We start from the raw sequence: 20,055 nt of genomic DNA, 5'->3' as shown, positions 1-20,055 counted from the left end.
AACCGAATGTGCGACATGGGAGGGCCCAAGACCCCGCGACCGGAGGAGAGCAGTGGCAGCCAACGACCGGGCGGCAGCTCCCGGAAAGTCCGGTGGGAGTGCCGGTTCCGAAGGCCTGATGCGCGCCTCCCTGAGCGCCGTGGCCCCCGGCACCCCCCTGCGCGACGGCCTCGAGCGGGTGCTGCGCGGCAACACCGGCGGACTCATCGTGCTCGGCTTCGACAAGACGGTGGAGACGATGTGCACGGGCGGTTTCGTCCTGGACGTCGAGTTCGCGGCCACGCGCCTGCGTGAGCTGTGCAAGCTGGACGGCGGCATCGTGCTCTCGTCGGACCTGTCGAAGATCCTGCGGGCGGGCGTGCAGTTCGTGCCCGACGCGACGATCCCGACGGAGGAGACCGGCACCCGGCACCGCACCGCGGACCGGGTGAGCAAGCAGGTCGGCTTCCCGGTCGTCTCGGTCTCCCAGTCGATGCGCCTCATCGCCCTGTACGTCGACGGCCAGCGCCGCGTCCTGGAGGACTCGGCGGCGATCCTGTCCCGGGCGAACCAGGCCCTGGCGACCCTGGAGCGCTACAAGCTGCGCCTGGACGAGGTGGCGGGCACGCTCTCCGCGCTGGAGATCGAGGACCTCGTGACGGTCCGGGACGTCTCGGCCGTCGCCCAGCGCCTGGAGATGGTCCGCCGGATCGCCACGGAGATCGCCGAGTACGTGCTCGAACTCGGCACGGACGGCCGCCTCCTCTCCCTCCAGCTGGACGAGCTGATCGCGGGCGTGGAGCCGGAACGCGAACTCGTCGTCCGGGACTACGTCCCCGAACCCACCGCGAAGCGCTCCCGCACGGTCGAGGAGGCGCTGTACGAACTGGACGCCCTGACCCACGCCGAGCTCCTCGAACTCCCCGCCGTGGCCCGCGCCCTGGGCTACACCGGCTCCCCCGAGGCGATCGACTCGGGCGTCTCCCCCCGCGGCTTCCGCCTGCTTGCCAAGGTGCCCCGCCTGCCGGGCGCGATCATCGACCGCCTGGTGGAGCACTTCGGCAGCCTCCAGAAGCTGCTGGCGGCCAGCGTCGACGACCTCCAGACGGTGGACGGAGTGGGCGAGGCAAGGGCACGCAGCGTCAGGGAGGGCCTGTCGAGGCTGGCCGAGAGCTCGATCCTGGAACGGTACGTGTAGGCACACCCGGGGCGCGGAGACCGCGCCCCGGCCACGACGACGGCACCTCGGTCAGTCGTTCTCCAGCACGAACGAAGCCTGGGCCGTGGCATATCCGGGTGCCTTGACCTCCACCAGGTAGGTCCCCGGACCCGCCGACCCCGCGGGCGGCGTCGCGCACTGCGGAGCACTCGGCTTGCGGTCCCACTTCACGGTGTACGTGATGCTGCTCCGTGCCGGAGCCCGGTAGACCAGGTTCCCCGCGCTCCTGGGACAGTCGGCGGACGACCAGTACGGGTCGTCCGAACCGGCCTGAGTGATCGTCAACACCGCGCGCTTGGGCCCGAGATCGACCTTGCAGTCACCGGCGGAGGAGTTCGTCGCGGTCAGCAGCAAGGTGGGGGTCTGGCCGGGGTCGTAGGCGTTGTGCAGACTCCGCACGCGCAACTTCACCGCGCCCGCAGTGCAGTTGGGGATGGAGGAGCCCGCCGGGAGGGTGTCTGCCGGCCCCACCCCGATGCCCGTGCCGCCGCTCCCGGCACTTCCGGCGCTGCCCGCGCTTCCGGACCCGCCCGCCCCGGCGGAGCCGCCCGTACCGGTCTCACCGCCGGCTCCCGAGCCGCCCCCCGCACCGGCACCGGCGGCCGAACCGGAGCCCGATCCCGAACCCCCGCCGGTGTCGCCACCGGTCGTCGACTCGTCGCGGCCGCCCGGGGCTTGACTGATCGCGGGCCCGGAACCGGAGGGTCCGGGGGTGATCGTGGAGGGGGAGGGATTCTTGTCGTTGGGCCCGTCCGCGCCGTTCCTGCCGCCTCCGCCGCCGGAGCTGACGATCCATGCGATCAGCAGCGCCAGCACGGCGAGGACGGACAGCATGACGGCCCTCCGTCGCCAGTAGATGGAGGAGGGAAGCGGCCCGACCGGATTGCGCAGAGATCCCACGGCGCAAACTGTACGAGAGATCGGCGAGTTCGCCGTCCTCACCCGCCGCCCGGCGCCACAACTTTTCAGGATCATCATTCCGGAAACGGCCGCCCCGTCCCTGCCTTTCGTCGGGGCCGACACATGACGATCGCGGAGTGTGACCGCATCGACCAGCCGCCTACGGTCCGTGACGTACGGCCCGGTCAACCGCTCTCGCAGGAGCTGCAGTTCGTCACCTCCGGCAGCCGGACGGTGCCGTCCTCGGGACGCGGACGCGGACGGGGTCCGGTAGATCCCGGGCATGGCGGTACGCCCGCGCGGGCCCCCGGCCATGGCAGGATCGGAAGGCCATGACTGCGCCCACGAAGCCCCAGCCTCAGCCCTCGCCCTCGCCCCTGCCCTCGCACAGCAGCCCCGCCGACGGCGTCACCGACGCTCCCCGCGGAGCGGGCCTGCACTCTCCCGTCATCGACTGGTTCGACGAACACGCCCGGGATCTGCCGTGGCGGCGGCCCGAGGCCGGGCCGTGGGGGGTGATGGTCAGTGAGTTCATGCTCCAGCAGACCCCCGTGAGCCGGGTGCTGCCGGTCTACGAGCAGTGGCTCGCGCGGTGGCCGCGGCCCGCCGATCTGGCCGTGGAGGCGCCCGGGGAGGCCGTGCGCGCCTGGGGCCGGCTCGGCTATCCGCGCCGGGCGCTGCGGCTGCACGGCGCCGCGCTCGCCATAACGGAACGGCACGGCGGTGACGTACCGACGGACCACGCGCAGCTGCTCGCGCTGCCCGGGATCGGCGAGTACACGGCGGCCGCCGTCGCCTCCTTCGCGTACGGGCAGCGGCATGCCGTGCTCGACACCAATGTGCGGCGGGTGTTCGCCCGGGCCGTCACCGGCGTGCAGTACCCGCCGAACGCCACCACTGCCGCCGAACGCAAGCTCGCCCGCGCCCTGCTGCCCCAGGACGAGAAGACCGCCGCGCGCTGGGCCGCCGCCTCCATGGAGCTCGGCGCGCTCGTCTGCACGGCCAGGAACGAGAGCTGTCAGCGCTGCCCGATCGCCGCCCAGTGCGCGTGGCGGCTCGCAGGCAAGCCCGAGCACGAGGGGCCGCCGCGGCGCGGGCAGACGTACGCCGGTACCGACCGCCAGGTCCGCGGCAGGCTGCTCGCCGTGCTGCGGGAGGCCCACGCACCCGTCCCGCAGCCGGTGCTCGACCGGGTGTGGCATGAGCCGGTGCAGCGGGCGCGGGCGCTGGACGGTCTCGTCGCGGACGGACTTGTCGAGCCCCTGCCGGGTGGTTTGTATCGGCTGCCGTTGACATAGTCGGCACGAAGCAAACCGGCGAATCATCCTGAACCGGCGCGAACGACCGCGCCGGTTTACCCTTTTTCGGTTTCCGTTACACAACCGACGGACAGCTGATTGCCAGCCGCGCGCTGCTCCGCACAGCCCCGTGACAACTGCTCCGTAGCTTCATTGCCATGCCGCACACCAGGCGGCAGCACACGCGATGAGAACCGGCAGAGACTGCCGGAACGGGGATCAGGAGGCGGTCGACATGGCGCAGGGCGAGGTGCTCGAGTTCGAGGAGTACGTCCGCACCCGGCAGGACGCGTTGCTGCGCAGCGCACGCCGTCTGGTCCCGGACCCGGTCGACGCGCAGGACCTGCTCCAGACGGCGCTCGTACGGACGTACGGCCGCTGGGAGACCATCGAGGACAAGCGGCTCGCGGACGCCTACCTGCGCCGGGTGATGATCAACACCCGCACGGAGTGGTGGCGGGCGCGCAAGCTGGAGGAGGTGCCGACCGAGCAGCTCCCGGACGCCTCGGTCGACGACTCCACCGAGCAGCACGCGGACCGCGCCCTGCTGATGGACGTCATGAAGGTGCTCGCCCCCAAGCAGCGCAGTGTCGTGGTGCTGCGACACTGGGAGCAGATGTCCACGGAGGAGACGGCCGCCGCCCTCGGCATGTCGGCCGGTACGGTCAAGAGCACGCTGCACCGGGCGCTCGCCCGGCTCCGCGAGGAGCTGGAGGCCCGCGACCTGGACGCACGCGCGCTGGAGCGTGAGGAGCGGGAGCGTTGCGCGGCGGCCTGACCGAACCCGGGCCCACCCGGCCGGACCTCGCTCCGGTCCGGGGGATCTTGCAGGCGGCGAGCACGGCGGTGGTCGTGCTGGCCGCCCTCGCCCTTTTCGTCTCCGCCTGCGCCACCGGCGGCACCGGCACCCGTGACGAGGGTCCCGCGCACGCGGCGGCGGCCGACGGCGCCTCGCCCTCGGTCCTGCCGTCCGCCCTGGCCTCCCCGCGCCTCGACCGCAAGGGCGCGATCGCTCTGCTCAGGTCGGACCCGAAGGTTTCCGAGGCGGTCAAACGCGATCTGGAGCCGTGCGGCACCGACCAGTACCCCGTCGACCTGATCTACGGCGACCTGACCGGCAGCTCGGCCGACGACGTCGTCGTCAATGTCGTGACCTGTGCGGATCCGGTGGGCGTCGGCTCGTACGTGTACCGCGAGGAAGGCGGTTCGTACCAGAATGTCTTCCAGGCCGAGGAACCTCCGGTCTACGCCGAGATCGACCGCGGCGACCTGGTGGTGACCAAGCAGGTGTACGAGAAGGACGACCCGGTGGCGGAGCCGTCCGGCGAGAACGTGATCACGTACCGCTGGGCCTCGGGGAGGTTCGCCGCGGTGTACCGGACGCACAGCGACTACAGCGACGTCGTCGGCACGGATCCGACGCCGGTGCCCGACAGCTGAACCGATCGGGCCGCCCGGAACGATCCCCCAGTGACCGCCACGACACCGAAGAGTGAGAGCACCCGGATGGCAGACCAGACCCACGTGCTGTTCGTCGAGGACGACGACGTCATCCGCGAGGCCACCCAACTCGCCCTGGAGCGGGACGGCTTCGCGGTCACCGCCATGCCCGACGGACTGTCGGGCCTGGAGGCGTTCCGGGCGGACCGCCCCGACATCGCCCTGCTGGACGTCATGGTGCCGGGCCTGGACGGGGTCAGCCTGTGCCGCCGTATCCGCGACGAGTCCACCGTGCCGGTGATCATGCTCTCGGCACGCGCCGACTCGATCGACGTGGTGCTCGGTCTGGAGGCCGGCGCCGACGACTACGTGACCAAGCCGTTCGACGGGGCCGTCCTGGTCGCCCGGATCCGCGCGGTGCTGCGCCGCTTCGGGCACGCGGGCGGCGCCGACCGGGGCGAGGAGGGCACGGACGCGGCCGCCGGGGGCGTGCTGACCTTCGGTGAGCTGGAGATCGACACCGAGGGCATGGAGGTGCGCAGGGCCGGACAGCCGGTCGCGCTCACCCCGACGGAGATGCGGCTGCTCCTGGAGTTCTCCTCCGCGCCGGGTACGGTCCTGTCGCGCGACAAGCTCCTCGAGCGGGTGTGGGACTACGGCTGGGGCGGTGACACCCGGGTCGTGGACGTCCATGTGCAGCGGCTGCGGACGAAGATCGGCCAGGACCGGATCGAGACGGTCCGCGGTTTCGGCTACAAGTTGAAGGCCTGAGCAGGGGGACCTGGAGCATGCGGGGGATCCTTCGGGGCCGGGTGACGGAGCGCGTGGTGGTGCGGACAGGGCTGAGATGGAAGCTCAGCGCGGCCATCGCGCTGGTCGGCGCACTCGTCGCGATCGCGCTGAGCCTGGTCGTGCACAACGCGGCGCGCGTGTCGATGCTGGACAACGCGCGCGATCTCGCGGACGAGCGGATCCAGATCGCCCAGCGCAGCTACGAACTGACCGGCAAGCCGAACTTCCCCAGCATCGCGGTCGACGACCGCCGTCTGCCGCCCGCGCTGCGCGAGAAGGTCGAGGAGGGCCGCCGGGCGACGTACGTCTCCGACCGGCCCGACCGGGGTCCTGACATCTGGGCCGCGGTCCCGGTCAAGGGCGGGCATGTGCTGTCGCTGCACACCGGGTTCACCGACCGCAGCACCGACATCCTCAACGACCTCGACCAGGCCCTGGTGATCGGCTCGATCGCGGTGGTCCTCGGCGGCAGCGCGCTCGGCGTGCTCATCGGCGGGCAGTTGTCGCGGCGGCTGCGGAAGGCGGCGGCCGCGGCGAACCAGATGGCCAAGGGCGAGACGGACGTACGGGTGCGGGACGCGATCGGCGGGGTCGTACGGGACGAGACCGACGACCTCGCGAGCGCCGTGGACGCCCTGGCGGACGCGCTCCAGCAGCGGCTGGAGGCCGAGCGGCGGGTCACCGCGGACATCGCGCACGAGTTGCGGACACCGGTGACGGGCCTGCTGACGGCCGCGGAACTGCTGCCTCCGGGCCGGCCCACGGAACTGGTCCTGGACCGGGCGAAAGCCATGCGCACCCTTGTCGAGGACGTCCTGGAGGTGGCCCGGCTCGACGGCGCCTCCGAGCGGGCCGAGCTCCAGGACATCCTGCTCGGTGAGTTCGTCGCCCGGCGGGTGGCGGCCAAGGACCCGGAGATCGAGGTCCGCGTGGTGCACGAGTCGGAGGTCATGACCGATCCGCGCCGCCTGGAGCGCGTGCTGTTCAACCTCCTCGCCAACGCGGCCCGGCACGGCAAGCCGCCCATCCAGGTCACCGTCGAGGGCCGCGTCATCCGCGTCCGCGACCACGGGCCCGGCTTCCCGGAGGACCTCCTCGCCGACGGCCCGAGCCGCTTCCGCACGGGCAGCGCGGACCGCGCGGGGCACGGACACGGGCTCGGGCTGACGATCGCGGCCGGTCAGGCGCGGGTGCTGGGGGCGCGGCTGACCTTCCGCAACGTACGGCCGGCGGGGGCACCGGACGGGGTGCCCTCGGAGGGGGCGGTGGCGGTGCTGTGGCTGCCCGAGCACGCGCCCACCGCGACGGGGAGCTATCCGTTGCTGCCGTGACCCGGGGTGGGTGGGGCGGGACGCCGTCAGGTGGTCGCCACCATCAGCTCCTCCCCCCTGGACGGTCGTACGCCGTCCGTCCGGCCCGTGAAGTACCGGCGGTCCAGCTCCTCCGCCGGGACATGCCGGGCCTCCCGGAAGCCGGACTCGCGGGCCAGGGTCAGGATCTCGGCGGGCCGGAAGAAGCTCAGGAACGGCGTGCCCGCCGCGCGGGCTCCCGCCACAGCGGCCTCCAACTGCGGTCGCTGTTCCGGTTCGACGTCCTGCGGCGGCCGTATGAAGGTCGTCACGAACGTGGACCCCGGGGCGAGTCCGGCGACCAGGCGGAACATGGCCTCGACCGCCTCCTGGGTGAGGTACATGGTGACGCCCGTGGCGGCCACCACAGTGGGCCGCCCGGGATCGAACCCCGCCTCGGCCAGCCGCCCCCACCAGTCCCCCTCGAAGTCGACGGGCACGAGACGCAGCCACTGCGGGACACCGAACCCGAGATCCAGCAGCCGTCGGCGCTTCCATGCCTGCGGCCCTGGCCGGTCGACCTCGAAGACCCGCAGCCCGCCCGCCACGGCGACCTCCGGTCTGCGCTGGGCGAAGGTGTCGAGGCCGGCGCCGAGGACGACGTACTGCTCCACGCCCCGTTCGACGACCAGGTCCTCGACGTACCGGGTCCGCGCCACGATCGACGCGCGGGTGCGGCGCGTGGCCGTCACGTCCATGTCGGGGCGGTCCCGCCACCCGTCGCCCGGGTCCGCGAGCCTGAGCCCGATCTCGTCCTCCAGCACATGCGGCGGCGGATCGGCGCGGACGTGCAGGGCCCGCCAGAGGGCGACCCGGACGGCCGTGTGGTCGGCCCCGGCCACGTCCTCGCTCACGCCCAGTCCTTCGAGAAGTCCAGTTCCTCGCGGCGCTGGGTCAGCGAGTACCAGTTGCCGTTGTCGTCGCGGAAGATCGCCTCGATGCCGTACGGCCGCTCCTGCGGCTCCTGGACGAACTCCACCCCGCGCGCCCGGAACGTCTCGTAGTCACCGCGGCAGTCGTCGGTCCGGAAGGCTCCCGCGCCCATCACGCCCTTGCCGACGAGTTTCTTCAGCGCCTCGGCGGACTCGGGGTCCAGACCCGGGCCGTCGAGGCTCATCAGGGCCAGCTCGACGCCCTCCTGCTCCTTGGCGCCGACGGTGACCCATGTCATCTCGCCCATCGCGACCTCGCTGCGCACCTGGAAGTCGAGCTTCTCGGTGAAGAAGGCCTTGGTGCGCTGCTGGTCGAAGGTCCATACGGTGCTGATGCCCAGGCCCTGGATCATGGCTCCGCTCTCCTGTCGTCCGGGGGTTCGTCTCGGTCTCCGTCACCGTAGGCAGCGGCGGGGTCGGGCCGCTTCTCCAAAGTTGCGGTTCTCTTCGGGGGTCGCTTCGCGGGTGCCTGCGTGGTCCTCTTCGTGGTTCTCTCCGCGGCTCTCGTGGTGGGGAAGCCGCCGGCCCAGAGCATGGCGTAGCACCCGGGGATCAGGGCGGCGCCGCGGCCCACGTGCCGGGTGCGGTACTCGCTCGGGGTGAGCCCGGTCCGCGCCTTGAAGCGGGCGGAGAAGGTGCCGAGGCTGCTGAAGCCGACCAGGTGGCAGATCTCGGTCACGCTCAGATCGGCGCCCCGCAGCATCTCCTCGGCCCGCTCGATCCGCCGGTGCGTGAGGTACTGCCCGGGCGTCTCGCCGTACGCCTCCTTGAAGGCCCGGAGGAAGTGGAAGCGCGAGTACCCGGCGTGCGCGGCGACGGCGTCCAGGTCGAGCCCCGGATCGGCCCAGTCCCGGTCCATGGCGTCCTTGGCGAGCCTGATCTGCCGCACTTTGTCCATGGGGCCGATGGTGGCACGCGGCACTGACATCGACCCCGCGGGCGCACATGGGGAAGGCCCCCGGGGCGGACACCATCCGGGGGCCTTCGGTTCAGCGGGGGCGACGGGGTCGGCTCAGACCTCGACCAGCGGAGCCGGCGCCGGGTCGTCCGCCGACTTCTGCGGTCCCGCGCCCTTCAGCGGCACCTCCTTGACGAACACCGCCGCCACCAGCGCGACCACGGCGACGATCGAGCCGAGCAGGAACGCCGAGTGCGTGCCGGCGGAGACCGCGTACTGGTACGCCTCGCGCACCGCGGCCGGCAGCTTCTCCAGGCTCTTCGCGTCCAGTTGCGCGGACTGCTCGGTCACCTTCGAGCCCAGCGTCCCGCCCCGCGCGGCCATGGTGTCCTGGACGCGGTGGTTGAACAGGGCGCCCATGATGGCGACACCGAAGGAGGAGCCGAGGGTCCGGAACAGGGTGGTGGACGAGGACGCGACGCCCATGTCCTTCATCTCGACGCTGTTCTGCGCCACCAGCATGGTGATCTGCATCAGGCAGCCCATACCGAGTCCGACGACGGCCATGAAGACACCGGAGGTGAACCGGGAGGTCCCGGTGTCCATCGTCGACAGCAGGTACAGCCCGATCACCATCAGGACGCTGCCGAGGACCGGGAAGACGTAGTACCGCCCGCTGTTGGTGGTGATCCGGCCCGCGACCATCGAGGTCACCAGCATCGCGCCGAGCATCGGCAGGAGCAGCAGCCCGGAGTTTGTGGCGGAGGCACCCTGCACGGACTGCTGGTACAGCGGCAGGAAGAGGGTCGCGCCGAACATCACGAAGCCGGTGACGAAGCCGATGATCGACATCAGCGTGAAGTTGCGGCTGCGGAAGATGTGCAGCGGGAGCACCGGCTCGGTCGCCTTGGTCTGCCAGAACACGAACCCGACGAGCGCGGCCACACCGATGCCGATCAGCTCCATGATCCGCGCGGAGCTCCAGGCGTACTCCGTGCCGCCCCAGGTGGTCACCAGCACGATGGCGGTGATGCCGATGGTCAGCAGTGCGGCGCCCAGATAGTCGATCCGCGCCTGCGCGCGCTTCGCCGGCAGGTGCAGGACGACGCTGATGAGGCCGAGCGCCACCACGCCGAGCGGCAGGTTGATGTAGAAGGACCAGCGCCAGCCCCAGTTGTCGGTGATGGTGCCGCCGACCAGCGGGCCGCCGATCATCGCGAGCGCCATGACGCCGGCCATCATGCCCTGGTACTTGCCGCGCTCACGGGGCGGGATCAGGTCACCGATGATCGCCATGACGCCGACCATCAGACCGCCGGCGCCGAGGCCCTGCACGGCCCGGAAACCGATGAGCTGCCCCATGTCCTGGGCCATTCCGCTGAGCGCGGAGCCGATCAGGAAGAGCACGATCGACGTCATGAAGACGCCCTTGCGGCCGTACATGTCGCCGAGCTTGCCCCAGAGCGGGGTGGCGGCCGCGGTGGCCAGCGTGTAGGCCGTGACGACCCACGACAGGTGCTCGAGCCCGCCGAGCTCGCCGACGATCGTCGGCATCGCGGTGCCCACGATCATGTTGTCGAGCATCGCGAGCATCATGGTGATCATCAGCGCGAGCAGGACGACCCGCACACTGCGCTGTTTCTTGTCCGGTTCGGTCTCGACCGTCTGTGTGTCCGCCATTGTTCCCACTCCCCTGAGGTCCTGCGGTATTGCCCTCACCGGGGTACTTACTTGCCGCCCGGCTAGTTGTCTACACTGAGGGAAGGTAGACGCGTAACTAGCCGGGCGTCAAGTAAGTTTTATGGAAAGCCGAGGAGCACGAGGATGGGCGGCACCATGGACGTCACGAAGCAGCAGCGCCGCGGCAACACGCGCCAGCGCATCCAGGACGTGGCGCTCGGACTCTTCGCGGAGCAGGGGTACGAGAAGACGTCCCTGCGGGAGATCGCCGAGCACCTGGACGTCACCAAGGCGGCGCTGTACTACCACTTCAAGACCAAGGAAGAGATCCTTGTCAGCATCTTCGACGACCTGACGCAGCCGATCCTCGACCTGATCGAGTGGGGCCGGAAGCAGCCGCACACGCTGGAGACGAAGCAGGAGATCGTACGGCGCTACAGCGAGCTCCTGGCCGGTGCGACGCCACTGTTCCGCTTCATGCAGGAGAACCAGGCGGCGGTCCGTGAACTGCGCGTCGGCGAGACCTTCAAGGAACGCATGCAGGGCCTGCGCGAGATCATCGTCGACCCCGAGGCGGCCCTGACCGACCAGGTCCGCTGCGTCAGCGCGATCTTCACCCTGCACGCCGGGATGTTCTTCCTCCAGGACATCGCCGGCGACCCGGAAGCCAAGCGCAAGGCCGTCCTGGAGGTCGCGACGGACCTGGTGACGCGGGCGCACGGGGGGAGCGGGGAGGGGTAGGGGGTGCGGTTCGGGGCGGCGGCGAGAGTGACTGACGCCCGTGGCCGGAGCCCGAGGGGAACGGGGGGCTGACGCCCACAGTCGGGCCGAGGGGGCAAGGGGCTGACGCCCGCAGTCGGGCCGAGGGCAACCAGAAGGACCTACGGTCCGGGGCGAGGGCGACGCGACGAGCTGACTTCCGCGGTTCGGCCCCGAGGCAGCACGAGAGCCCGACGCCCGCCGTCCGCCGTCCGCCGTCCGCCGTCCGCCGTCCGCCCCGAGGACAACCGGACCGACCGGCCCGCAGTTGGGCCAAGGGCGACGCGACGAGCTGACTTTCGCGGTTCGACCCCGAGGCAGCACGAGAGCCCGGCGCCCGCCGCCCGCCGTCCACCGCCCACCCCGAGGACAACCGGACTGGTCGGCCTACGGTTCAGCCGAGGGCGACGCGACGAGCCGACACCCGCGGTTCGGCCCCGAGGCAGCACGAGAGCCCGACGCCCGCCGCCCGCTCCGAGGGCAACCAGACCGACCGGCCCGCGGTTCGGTCGGGACAGCGCGACGGGCCGACACCCGCGGCCCGCCCCAACGTGGCGCCGCCCTCACGGCCGGCCCAACCCCCGCACGGCGCACCCCCGCACAGCCCGCCCCCGCGGCCGCCCTCGCCCCGGAGGGAAGAACGCCCACCCCCGCAAGCCGCCCCCGCTCACCGACCCCGGCAGAACACACCCCGCGCGCCCGCCGTCAGGCTCAGACCTTGACTCCCTTGCCGCGCAGGAAGGCGACCGGGTCGATGGCCGAGCCGTAGTTGGCGGTCGTGCGGATCTCGAAGTGCAGGTGCGGGCCACTGGAGTTGCCGGTGTTGCCGGACAGGGCGATGCGCTGACCGGTCTTGACTATCTGGCCGACCTTGACCTTGATCCGGGAGAGGTGGGCGTACTGCGAGTACGTCCGGTTGCCGTGCTTGATCACGATGGCGTTGCCGTAGGCGGGACCGTCACCGGCACCGCCCGGACCCGCCTTGACGACGGTCCCGCCGTGCGCGGCGACGACGGTCGTACCGCTCGGCACCGCGAAGTCCTGCCCGCTGTGGGTCGAGTGCCACATGCTGCCGGCCTGGGCGTAGCTCGCGCTGAGCGTGTACTTCTTCACCGGGTCGACCCAGGACGCCGAGGAGGACGCGGCGGAGGCGACTCCGGCCCCCAGCACAGCCGACGCCCCGACGGACGCGGCCATGACGGCCACACGGGTGCGGAGCAGGGACGTACGGGAGGAGCGGTGGGAGACGCGCTGGAACATTCGGAACCTCATGAAGCCGGGGACAAGGGGAAACCACCCGACGCACGACGGCGGCCGGATGGCGCATCCCTTGGTAACCCCGGAGGGCGAATACCCCCAAACAGCGCAACTACGACGGAATGTAGTAATGGGGCGAGAAGGACATCCGTAAAGTCCCCCTCTTTGTCGGAATCGCCTTGAATTCGGCCCTGGAACTTCCACTATTCCGGCTAGTAATGGACAAATCGCCTGTGCGGCAAGTCACCGGCGGCCGCAAGGCAAAAGCCTCGCCAAGTGACGCACGTCTCTGGCTTCCTACCAACCGGTAACCCTACGGTTCCTCTCGCGCCACCCTCGTCCCCGAACATGCACCAGACAACGGCATACGGACGTGAGAGGACCCCCACGACAATGAGAAGCCGACGCCCCTGGGCGCGCCGCACAGCCGTAACGACCGTCTCCGCAGCCGCACTCGTCGCCCTGGCCGTACCCGCCGAGGCCGCGACGGCCACCGCAAGCGCCCCCACGACCGCCACGGCCGCCGCCGCGGACGTCGACTACGCCACCTGGCAGTCCGACTGCCAGGCCGTGATGAACCAGGCACTGCCCTACCTGAAGACGCGTATCGCGGCCACCAAGCCCGGTGAGAAGCAGGCGATCGTCTTCGACATCGACAACACCACCCTGGAGACGGACTTCGGCTTCAGCTACCCCTCGCCGGCCAACAAGCCCGTCCTGGAGGCCGCGAAGTACGCCCAGGAGCACGGCGTCTCCCTGTTCTTCGTGACCGCCCGCCCCGGCATCATCGCCTCGGCGACCAACTACAACCTCAAGTACGTCGGCGGCCTCTACGTCCGCGGCTTCATCGACCTCTTCAAGGACGTGGCCGCCTACAAGACCGCCCAGCGCGTCGACATCGAGAACAAGGGCTACACGATCATCGCGAACATCGGCAACAGCGCCACCGACCTGTCGGGCGGCCACGCCGAGAAGACCTTCAAACTCCCGGACTACAACGGCCAGTTGTCCTGACCCACTGACAGCGGACCGCGTACACGAACGTCGTGGGGCCGGTACCTTCGGGTACCGGCCCCATCACGCGTTCCGACGGCACAGGGAGGACCCATGAGCGCTGCGGACGAGTCACGCATCGAACTCGCGGACGCCGTACAGACCATCCGCGACGAACTGCTGACCGCGGCCCGGCGTGCTGCGGGGCAGGACGTCGTCTTCGAACTGGGCGACATCCAGATGGAGTTCACGGTCGAGATCCGCAGGGAGATCAAGGCCGGCGCGCGAGTGAAGGCCTGGGTGGTCGACGCGGGCGCGGACGGCACGCGGGGCGACAGCCGTACGCACAAGGTCTCCTTCACACTGCGCGCCCAGGACACCCGCACCGGCGCTCCTCTGAAGGTCGGCAATGAGACCGAGGGCAGCGTCGCGGCGTTCGGCCGGGGCACCCCCGACCCGCGGTGATGCTGCGCTCGGCCGTCGAGCGGTCCGTGGTGGTGCTGGCGGGCTCGCAGGGCAGCGGGATCATGCTGTCGCCCCGGCTGGTACTGACCAGCGCCCACGTGCTGCGCAACAAGGAGTGGATCCGCACGGTCCACCCCGAGAGCGAACAGCCCCTGCCCAGCCGGGCGGTGTGGCAGGACGAGGAGAGCGACGTGGCTCTCCTGCTCACCGGCGAGGAGCTGGTGGATCCGGAGCGGTGGGCGCTGGCCAGGCTGCGGTGGGGAGCCGTCGGGCCACCCGACCCGCTGCCCGGCTGCCAGGTCGTCGGGTTCCCCGCGGTCCAACGCTACGGTCCCGACGAGCAGTTGGAGTACGACCAGTTCACCGGCACGGTCCTGCCGATGGCGGGCCGGATCAGATCCATGCTGGTCGTCGAGTTCGACCGCGCCCCCGTCGCTGCGCCGGGGCCGGGCGAGTCGCCGTTCGCGGGGCTGTCCGGAGCCCCGGTGTTCGCCGGCTCCGTCCTGATCGGTGTGGTCACCCAGGTACCGCGGGGCCGCGACCACCGACGCGTCGAGGCGGTCCCCGTACAGCGCATCCTGCAGGCACCGGGTTTCCCCCACCATGTGACGGGTGCCGCCCCGGGCCATGTGCCTCCGGTGCTCGAAACCGTCGTACCCGGTCATCACCTCCAGGACGAACGCTTCGAACGGCACTACGCGCGCGCTCTGAAGACCCGCTACCGCAAGATCGAGATCTTCGGCATCGACGAGCTGGGCACCACCGAGACCAACTGGGACCTCGACACCGCCTATCTGAGCCTGGAGGCCCTGTCGGCCTCGGAGACGCGCGAGAACGTACCGGTGTCCAAGGCGGTCGTCGCCCCGCGCCGGATCAACGACCTGCTCGCCGACCGGCCGCGTTCGGTGCTGCGCGGTGAGGCCGGCGCGGGCAAGACCACGCTGGTGTGGTGGCTCGCCTCGCACGCCGCCTGCGGTGCCCTCGACCACGAACTCGCCGAGCTGAACGACCTGGTGCCCTTCGTCATCCCCATGCGCAGCCTGCTGTCCCGGGGGATGGCCTTCCCGAGACCGCACGAACTGGCCACCGTCGCCGAGCTCCAGATCGACGAGATCCCCGAGGGCTGGGCCCGCCGGGTGCTGGAGGCCGGGCGGGCACTGCTCCTGGTCGACGGCATGGACGAGGTTCCGCCCGCGGACCGGGAGGAGGCCCGGCGCCGCCTCGCCGACCTCCTGACGATGTACCCGCACAACCGCTGCCTGGTCACCGTACGGCCCCTGGCGGTGGCCCCCGACTGGCTCGGCTCCGAGCACTTCGAGGAGTTACGGCTGCTGCCCATGCGGGACGAGGACGTCCTGGCCTTCTCGAAGGCCTGGCACGCCGCCGCCCGCCTGGAGTGCGCGGGCTTCCGCGACCCGCACCGGGCCGCCGCCGAGGACGCGAACCTCCGTGCCCTGGAGCGCGCCCTGGAACAGGAACTGGGCCGCAACGCCACCTTGCTCCACCTGTCCCGCACCCCGCTGCTGGCCGCCGTCGTCTGCGCGCTGCACCGGCGCCGCCGCGGCTTTCTGCCGGAGACCCGCTGGTCGCTGTACAACGCGGCGCTGACCATGCTGCTGGGCAGCCGGGACACCCTGCGCCGGGTCGCGGCACCGGAGGGCATCACCCTCGGCGTGGAGGAGCACCAGCAGCTGCTCCAGCGGATCGCGGCCTGGCTGGCCCGCAGCGGATACGCCGAGTTCAACCACGAGCAGGCGCGACACCAGATCGAGCTCGCCATGAGGGGCATGCCCCAGGTGGGCCGTCAGGGCACCGCCGAGGACGTACTGACCCATCTGCTCAATCGCAGCGGCCTCCTCCAGGAACGCAACGACACCGCCATCCAGTTCATCCATCGCACCTTCCAGGACTACCTGGCGGCGAAGGAACTCCAGGAGAGCGACGGCCTGGGCGAACTGCTGAGTCACGCGACCGACGAGGAGTGGCAGGACATCATCCTGCTGGCCGTGGGCCACTGCCACCGGGGCGAGGTGCGCCGGCTGATCGAAGGTCTGATCGAGAAGGGCGACCGGGCCGCGGACCCCCGCACGCGCGGGGACATCCATGTCCTGGCTGCCCGGTGCGCCCTCGGCGCGGTGGTGCTGGCGGAAGAGGTACGGGAGCGGATCGCGGGCCGCGTCCGCGCGCTGATCCCGCCGCCCGACGACACCGCGGCCGCCAAGCTGACCTCTCTGGGGTCCTACGTCCTTCCCCTGATCCCGGACCCGGAAGGGCTCGACGACCGGGAGGCCGAGGCGGTCGTCCAGGTGATCCGGGACATCGGCGACCCTGCGTCCCTGCCGCTGCTGCGGCGCTTCGCCGGACATCCCTCCCCTCATGTCCGTGAAGTCCTCCTCAACGCCTGGCCCCGTTATCCGGCGGAGGCGTACGCCCGTGAGGTCCTGGCCCACATACCGCTGGAGCACGAGGTGGTGGGCGTGTTCAACCCCGCCATGGCCGCGGCGCTGACGCACTGCGGGCCCATCGGCCTTCTGGTGGTCGGCATGCCCGTCAGCGGTCCCGACCTGGCGAAACTGCTGCCGGACGGGGGGATCGACAAGCTGACCGTGCTCGGAAACCCACTACTCGACAGTCTCTCCTTCGTCCGCGCGCTGTCCGGGCTGACGGCCCTGTCGCTCGTCCGGTGTCCCCGGGTCAGACGTTGGCCGGCCCTCGAAGGCCTCCCCCTCACCTCGCTCCATCTGGAGCTCCACGAGACGGAGAAGGCCGACCTGGCGGTACTTCGGACACTCGACCGGCTGACCGACCTGTCGCTCACGGGGACGCTGCTCGACAGCAATATCCCGCTGCCTCCGGGCCACCCGACCGTGCAGCGGCTACGGCTGAGCAGTCCGGCCAAGATGATGATCAACGACCTGTCCCAGTGGCCCGCGCTGCGCGAACTCGTCGTGGAGGGCGACTGCCACGCGCACTCCCTCCTGCTCGCGGCCTCCCGCGCCCCCTCGCTCAGTAGCCTCGACTTCTCGCTCGCCTCGCTGCGGCTGCCGCGCCAGGTCGTGACGCCGGCCGTCGACAAGGAGGACGGTGTGCTGCCCCGCAGACCCCGCGAACTCGAACCCCTCCCGGCGATCCGCTCCCTCACCCTCCGGAACGTCACCCGGGGCGGCTCGGCCAGGGACCTGGCCCGGGTCTTTCCCTCCCTCACCCGGCTCACCCTGGAGAACGCCGACGACGCGCCCCTGGACCTGACCCCGCTGAGCCGTCGCACCGGACTGGCGATCGAGGTGAACGGGCAGGTCGTGGAGCCCGGCAGGCTGTGACGGGACGCAAGAGGGGCCGGTGCTCTGAGAGCACCGGCCCCTCTTGTCGGCCCTGCGGCCGTGAGGCTTACGCCTCCTTGCTCAGGTTCGGCCCGGCACCGCCGGCCGCCTGCTCGATCGGCGGGACGTCCGGCAGCGCCGACTTCTCCTCGCCGCGGAAGGTGAAGGTCTTGGTCTCACCCTCGCCCTCGGTGTCGACGACCACGATGTGACCGGGACGCAGCTCACCGAAGAGGATCTTCTCCGAGAGCGTGTCCTCGATCTCGCGCTGGATCGTGCGACGCAGCGGCCGCGCACCCAGCACCTGGTCGTAACCCTTCGTGGACAGCAGCTCCTTGGCGGACTGGGAGAGCTCGATGCCCATGTCCCGGTCCCGGAGACGCTCGTCCACCTTGCCGATCATCAGGTCGACGATCTGGAGGATGTCGGCCTGGGTCAGCTGCGGGAAGACGACCACGTCGTCCACGCGGTTGAGGAACTCGGGCCGGAAGTGCTGCTTGAGCTCGTCCGAGACCTTGTTCTTCATGCGCTCGTAGTTGGTCTTCTTGTCACCCGAGGCCGCGAAGCCCAGGTTGAAGCCCTTGGAGATGTCCCGGGTGCCGAGGTTGGTCGTCATGATGATGACCGTGTTCTTGAAGTCCACGACCCGGCCCTGGGAGTCGGTCAGACGACCGTCCTCCAGGATCTGCAGCAGCGAGTTGAAGATGTCCGGGTGGGCCTTCTCGACCTCGTCGAAGAGAACCACCGAGAACGGCTTGCGCCGCACCTTCTCCGTCAGCTGGCCGCCCTCTTCGTAGCCCACGTATCCGGGGGGCGAACCGAAGAGCCGCGAGACCGTGTGCTTCTCGCTGAACTCCGACATGTCGAGGGAGATCAGCGCGTCCTCGTCACCGAAGAGGAACTCCGCGAGGGCCTTGGACAGCTCGGTCTTACCGACACCGGACGGACCGGCGAAGATGAACGAACCACCGGGACGCTTCGGGTCCTTGAGGCCCGCACGCGTACGACGGATCGCCTTCGACAGCGCCTTGACGGCGTCGACCTGGCCGATGACCCGCTTGTGGAGCTCGTCCTCCATGCGCAGCAGACGCGAGGACTCCTCCTCGGTCAGCTTGAAGACCGGGATGCCGGTGGCGGTCGCGAGGACCTCGGCGATCAGCTCGCCGTCGACCTCTGCGACGACGTCCATGTCGCCGGCCTTCCACTCCTTCTCCCGCTTGGCCTTGGCGGCCAGGAGCTGCTTCTCCTTGTCGCGGAGGGAGGCGGCCTTCTCGAAGTCCTGCGAGTCGATCGCGGACTCCTTGTCGCGGCGCACTCCCGCGATCTTCTCGTCGAACTCGCGCAGGTCCGGCGGCGCGGTCATCCGGCGGATGCGCATCCGGGAACCGGCCTCGTCGATCAGGTCGATCGCCTTGTCCGGCAGGAAGCGGTCCGAGATGTACCGGTCGGCCAGCGTCGCGGCCTGGACGAGGGCCTCGTCCGTGATCGAGACACGGTGGTGGGCCTCGTACCGGTCGCGCAGACCCTTGAGGATCTCGATCGTGTGCGGCAGTGACGGCTCCGCGACCTGGATGGGCTGGAAGCGGCGCTCGAGGGCCGCGTCCTTCTCCAGGTGCTTGCGGTACTCGTCCAGCGTGGTCGCACCGATGGTCTGCAGCTCACCGCGGGCCAGCATCGGCTTCAGGATCGAAGCGGCGTCGATGGCGCCCTCGGCGGCACCCGCACCGACCAGCGTGTGCAGCTCGTCGATGAACAGGATGATGTCGCCGCGGGTGCGGATCTCCTTGAGGACCTTCTTCAGGCGCTCCTCGAAGTCACCGCGGTAGCGGGAGCCGGCGACCAGCGCGCCGAGGTCGAGCGTGTAGAGGTGCTTGTCCTTCAGCGTCTCGGGCACCTCGCCCTTGACGATGGCCTGGGCGAGGCCCTCGACGACGGCGGTCTTGCCGACGCCGGGCTCACCGATCAGGACCGGGTTGTTCTTGGTACGGCGGGACAGCACCTGCATGACCCGCTCGATCTCCTTCTCGCGCCCGATGACCGGGTCGAGCTTGGACTCACGAGCGGCCTGGGTGAGGTTCCGGCCGAACTGGTCGAGGACCAGGGACGTCGAGGGGGTGCCCTCGGCAGGCCCGCCGGCGGTGGCGGTCTCCTTGCCCTGGTAACCGGAGAGCAGCTGGATGACCTGCTGCCGCACCCGGTTGAGATCTGCGCCCAGCTTGACCAGGACCTGGGCGGCGACGCCCTCGCCCTCACGGATCAGGCCGAGCAGGATGTGCTCCGTGCCGATGTAGTTGTGGCCGAGCTGAAGGGCCTCGCGGAGCGACAGCTCCAGGACCTTCTTGGCACGGGGGGTGAAGGGGATGTGCCCGGACGGGGCCTGCTGGCCCTGGCCGATGATCTCCTCCACCTGCTGGCGGACCGCCTCGAGCGAAATCCCGAGGCTCTCAAGGGCCTTGGCGGCGACACCCTCACCCTCGTGGATCAGGCCCAGGAGGATGTGCTCGGTGCCGATGTAGTTGTGGTTGAGCATCCGGGCTTCTTCCTGAGCCAGGACGACAACCCGCCGCGCGCGGTCGGTGAACCTCTCGAACATCGTTAATCGCTCCTCAGAGCGGTCAGGCAGTGGGGGGAACTTCCCCTCCCTGTCCTTCCGCAGCTTAGTCCCGCAAGCGGGGACCGCTCATTCCAACTGCCGACACCGTCGATGGCCTCCTGACCCCGAACGCCGACATCTGCTCCAACCCGATGGTGCGAGACGATGTTCCCGCAGGCCA

17 protein-coding genes are annotated in these 20,055 nt (G+C 70.4%); 10 read left to right on the top strand and 7 right to left on the bottom strand.

The features are described 5' to 3' along the window. The first annotated feature begins 52 nt into the window (after nt 1-52). Nucleotides 53-1,177, top strand: coding sequence for a DNA integrity scanning diadenylate cyclase DisA (disA, locus tag ACGFWE_RS29195; RefSeq protein ID WP_352387984.1), 1,125 nt, complete (start codon nt 53-55; stop codon nt 1,175-1,177). Nucleotides 1,178-1,228: 51 nt separating this feature from the next. Here the strand turns inward: disA and ACGFWE_RS29190 are convergent, their stop codons facing one another. After that, complete coding sequence (locus ACGFWE_RS29190) at nt 1,229-2,098, bottom strand: hypothetical protein (RefSeq protein WP_393602755.1); 870 nt, start codon at nt 2,096-2,098, stop codon at nt 1,229-1,231. 332 nt (nt 2,099-2,430) lie between these two features. Here ACGFWE_RS29190 and ACGFWE_RS29185 point away from each other — a divergent pair, with 332 nt between their 5' ends. From ACGFWE_RS29185 to cseC, 5 genes are all read left to right on the top strand, one after another. After that, complete coding sequence (locus tag ACGFWE_RS29185) at nt 2,431-3,396, top strand: A/G-specific adenine glycosylase (protein WP_393602753.1); 966 nt, start codon at nt 2,431-2,433, stop codon at nt 3,394-3,396. 235 nt (nt 3,397-3,631) lie between these two features. Beyond that, nucleotides 3,632-4,174, top strand: a complete 543-nt coding sequence (locus tag ACGFWE_RS29180) for a SigE family RNA polymerase sigma factor (protein ID WP_020122536.1) — start codon at nt 3,632-3,634, stop codon at nt 4,172-4,174. Further along, nucleotides 4,159-4,836, top strand: a complete 678-nt coding sequence (locus tag ACGFWE_RS29175; RefSeq protein ID WP_352387978.1) for a hypothetical protein — start codon at nt 4,159-4,161, stop codon at nt 4,834-4,836. The genes ACGFWE_RS29180 and ACGFWE_RS29175 overlap by 16 nt, the downstream gene beginning before the upstream one ends. A 66-nt stretch (nt 4,837-4,902) precedes the next feature. Beyond that, nucleotides 4,903-5,607: a two-component system response regulator CseB gene (cseB, locus tag ACGFWE_RS29170; RefSeq protein ID WP_352387976.1), complete on the top strand. Its 705-nt coding sequence runs from the start codon at nt 4,903-4,905 to the stop codon at nt 5,605-5,607. Nucleotides 5,608-5,624: 17 nt separating this feature from the next. Further along, nucleotides 5,625-6,959, top strand: coding sequence for a two-component system sensor histidine kinase CseC (gene cseC / locus ACGFWE_RS29165; protein ID WP_352387974.1), 1,335 nt, complete (start codon nt 5,625-5,627; stop codon nt 6,957-6,959). A 26-nt stretch (nt 6,960-6,985) separates the two neighbouring features. Here cseC and ACGFWE_RS29160 read toward each other — a convergent pair whose 3' ends face one another. The 4 genes from ACGFWE_RS29160 to ACGFWE_RS29145 form a co-directional block, all read right to left on the bottom strand. Then, the gene (locus ACGFWE_RS29160; RefSeq protein WP_393602813.1) at nt 6,986-7,837 is read right to left on the bottom strand and encodes a class I SAM-dependent methyltransferase; all 852 of its coding nucleotides are present in this window, start codon (nt 7,835-7,837) and stop codon (nt 6,986-6,988) included. Next, nucleotides 7,828-8,262, bottom strand: a complete 435-nt coding sequence (locus tag ACGFWE_RS29155; protein ID WP_352387972.1) for a VOC family protein — start codon at nt 8,260-8,262, stop codon at nt 7,828-7,830. The genes ACGFWE_RS29160 and ACGFWE_RS29155 overlap by 10 nt, the downstream gene beginning before the upstream one ends. Beyond that, nucleotides 8,259-8,807, bottom strand: coding sequence for a helix-turn-helix transcriptional regulator (locus tag ACGFWE_RS29150; RefSeq protein ID WP_352387970.1), 549 nt, complete (start codon nt 8,805-8,807; stop codon nt 8,259-8,261). Before ACGFWE_RS29150 ends, ACGFWE_RS29155 begins: the two co-directional genes overlap by 4 nt. Nucleotides 8,808-8,921: 114 nt before the next feature. Then, a complete protein-coding gene (locus ACGFWE_RS29145; RefSeq protein WP_352387968.1) occupies nt 8,922-10,487 on the bottom strand; it encodes an MDR family MFS transporter in 1,566 nt (521 codons plus the stop codon). A gap of 144 nt (nt 10,488-10,631) precedes the next feature. Here ACGFWE_RS29145 and ACGFWE_RS29140 point away from each other — a divergent pair, with 144 nt between their 5' ends. Next, nucleotides 10,632-11,228 carry a TetR/AcrR family transcriptional regulator gene (locus ACGFWE_RS29140; protein WP_352387966.1) on the top strand — a complete coding sequence of 199 codons (597 nt, stop codon included), beginning with the start codon at nt 10,632-10,634 and terminating at the stop codon, nt 11,226-11,228. Nucleotides 11,229-11,957: 729 nt separating this feature from the next. Here the strand turns inward: ACGFWE_RS29140 and ACGFWE_RS29135 are convergent. Then, entirely contained in the window at nt 11,958-12,506 is a 549-nt protein-coding gene (locus ACGFWE_RS29135) for a M23 family metallopeptidase (protein ID WP_352388083.1), read from the bottom strand. Nucleotides 12,507-12,896: 390 nt separating this feature from the next. Between ACGFWE_RS29135 and ACGFWE_RS29130 the strand changes: the two genes are divergently transcribed. The 3 genes from ACGFWE_RS29130 (at nt 12,897) to ACGFWE_RS29120 (ending at nt 17,281) form a co-directional block, all read left to right on the top strand. Further along, nucleotides 12,897-13,517, top strand: coding sequence for an HAD family acid phosphatase (locus tag ACGFWE_RS29130; RefSeq protein WP_393602749.1), 621 nt, complete (start codon nt 12,897-12,899; stop codon nt 13,515-13,517). Nucleotides 13,518-13,610: 93 nt separating this feature from the next. After that, a complete protein-coding gene (locus ACGFWE_RS29125) occupies nt 13,611-13,961 on the top strand; it encodes a trypco2 family protein (RefSeq protein ID WP_352387962.1) in 351 nt (116 codons plus the stop codon). Then, complete coding sequence (locus ACGFWE_RS29120) at nt 13,961-17,281, top strand: NACHT domain-containing protein (protein WP_393602747.1); 3,321 nt, start codon at nt 13,961-13,963, stop codon at nt 17,279-17,281. The genes ACGFWE_RS29125 and ACGFWE_RS29120 overlap by 1 nt, the downstream gene beginning before the upstream one ends. A 67-nt stretch (nt 17,282-17,348) precedes the next feature. Here the strand turns inward: ACGFWE_RS29120 and ACGFWE_RS29115 are convergent, their stop codons facing one another. Next, entirely contained in the window at nt 17,349-19,874 is a 2,526-nt protein-coding gene (locus tag ACGFWE_RS29115; protein ID WP_352387958.1) for an ATP-dependent Clp protease ATP-binding subunit, read from the bottom strand. Nucleotides 19,875-20,055 lie beyond the last annotated feature (181 nt).

It is taken from the genome of Streptomyces sp. NPDC048523, from assembly GCF_043199815.1.
Classification (GTDB): domain Bacteria; phylum Actinomycetota; class Actinomycetes; order Streptomycetales; family Streptomycetaceae; genus Streptomyces.
Note: the sequence above shows the minus strand (reverse complement) of the source record. Positions and strands in the feature narration are given on the sequence as shown.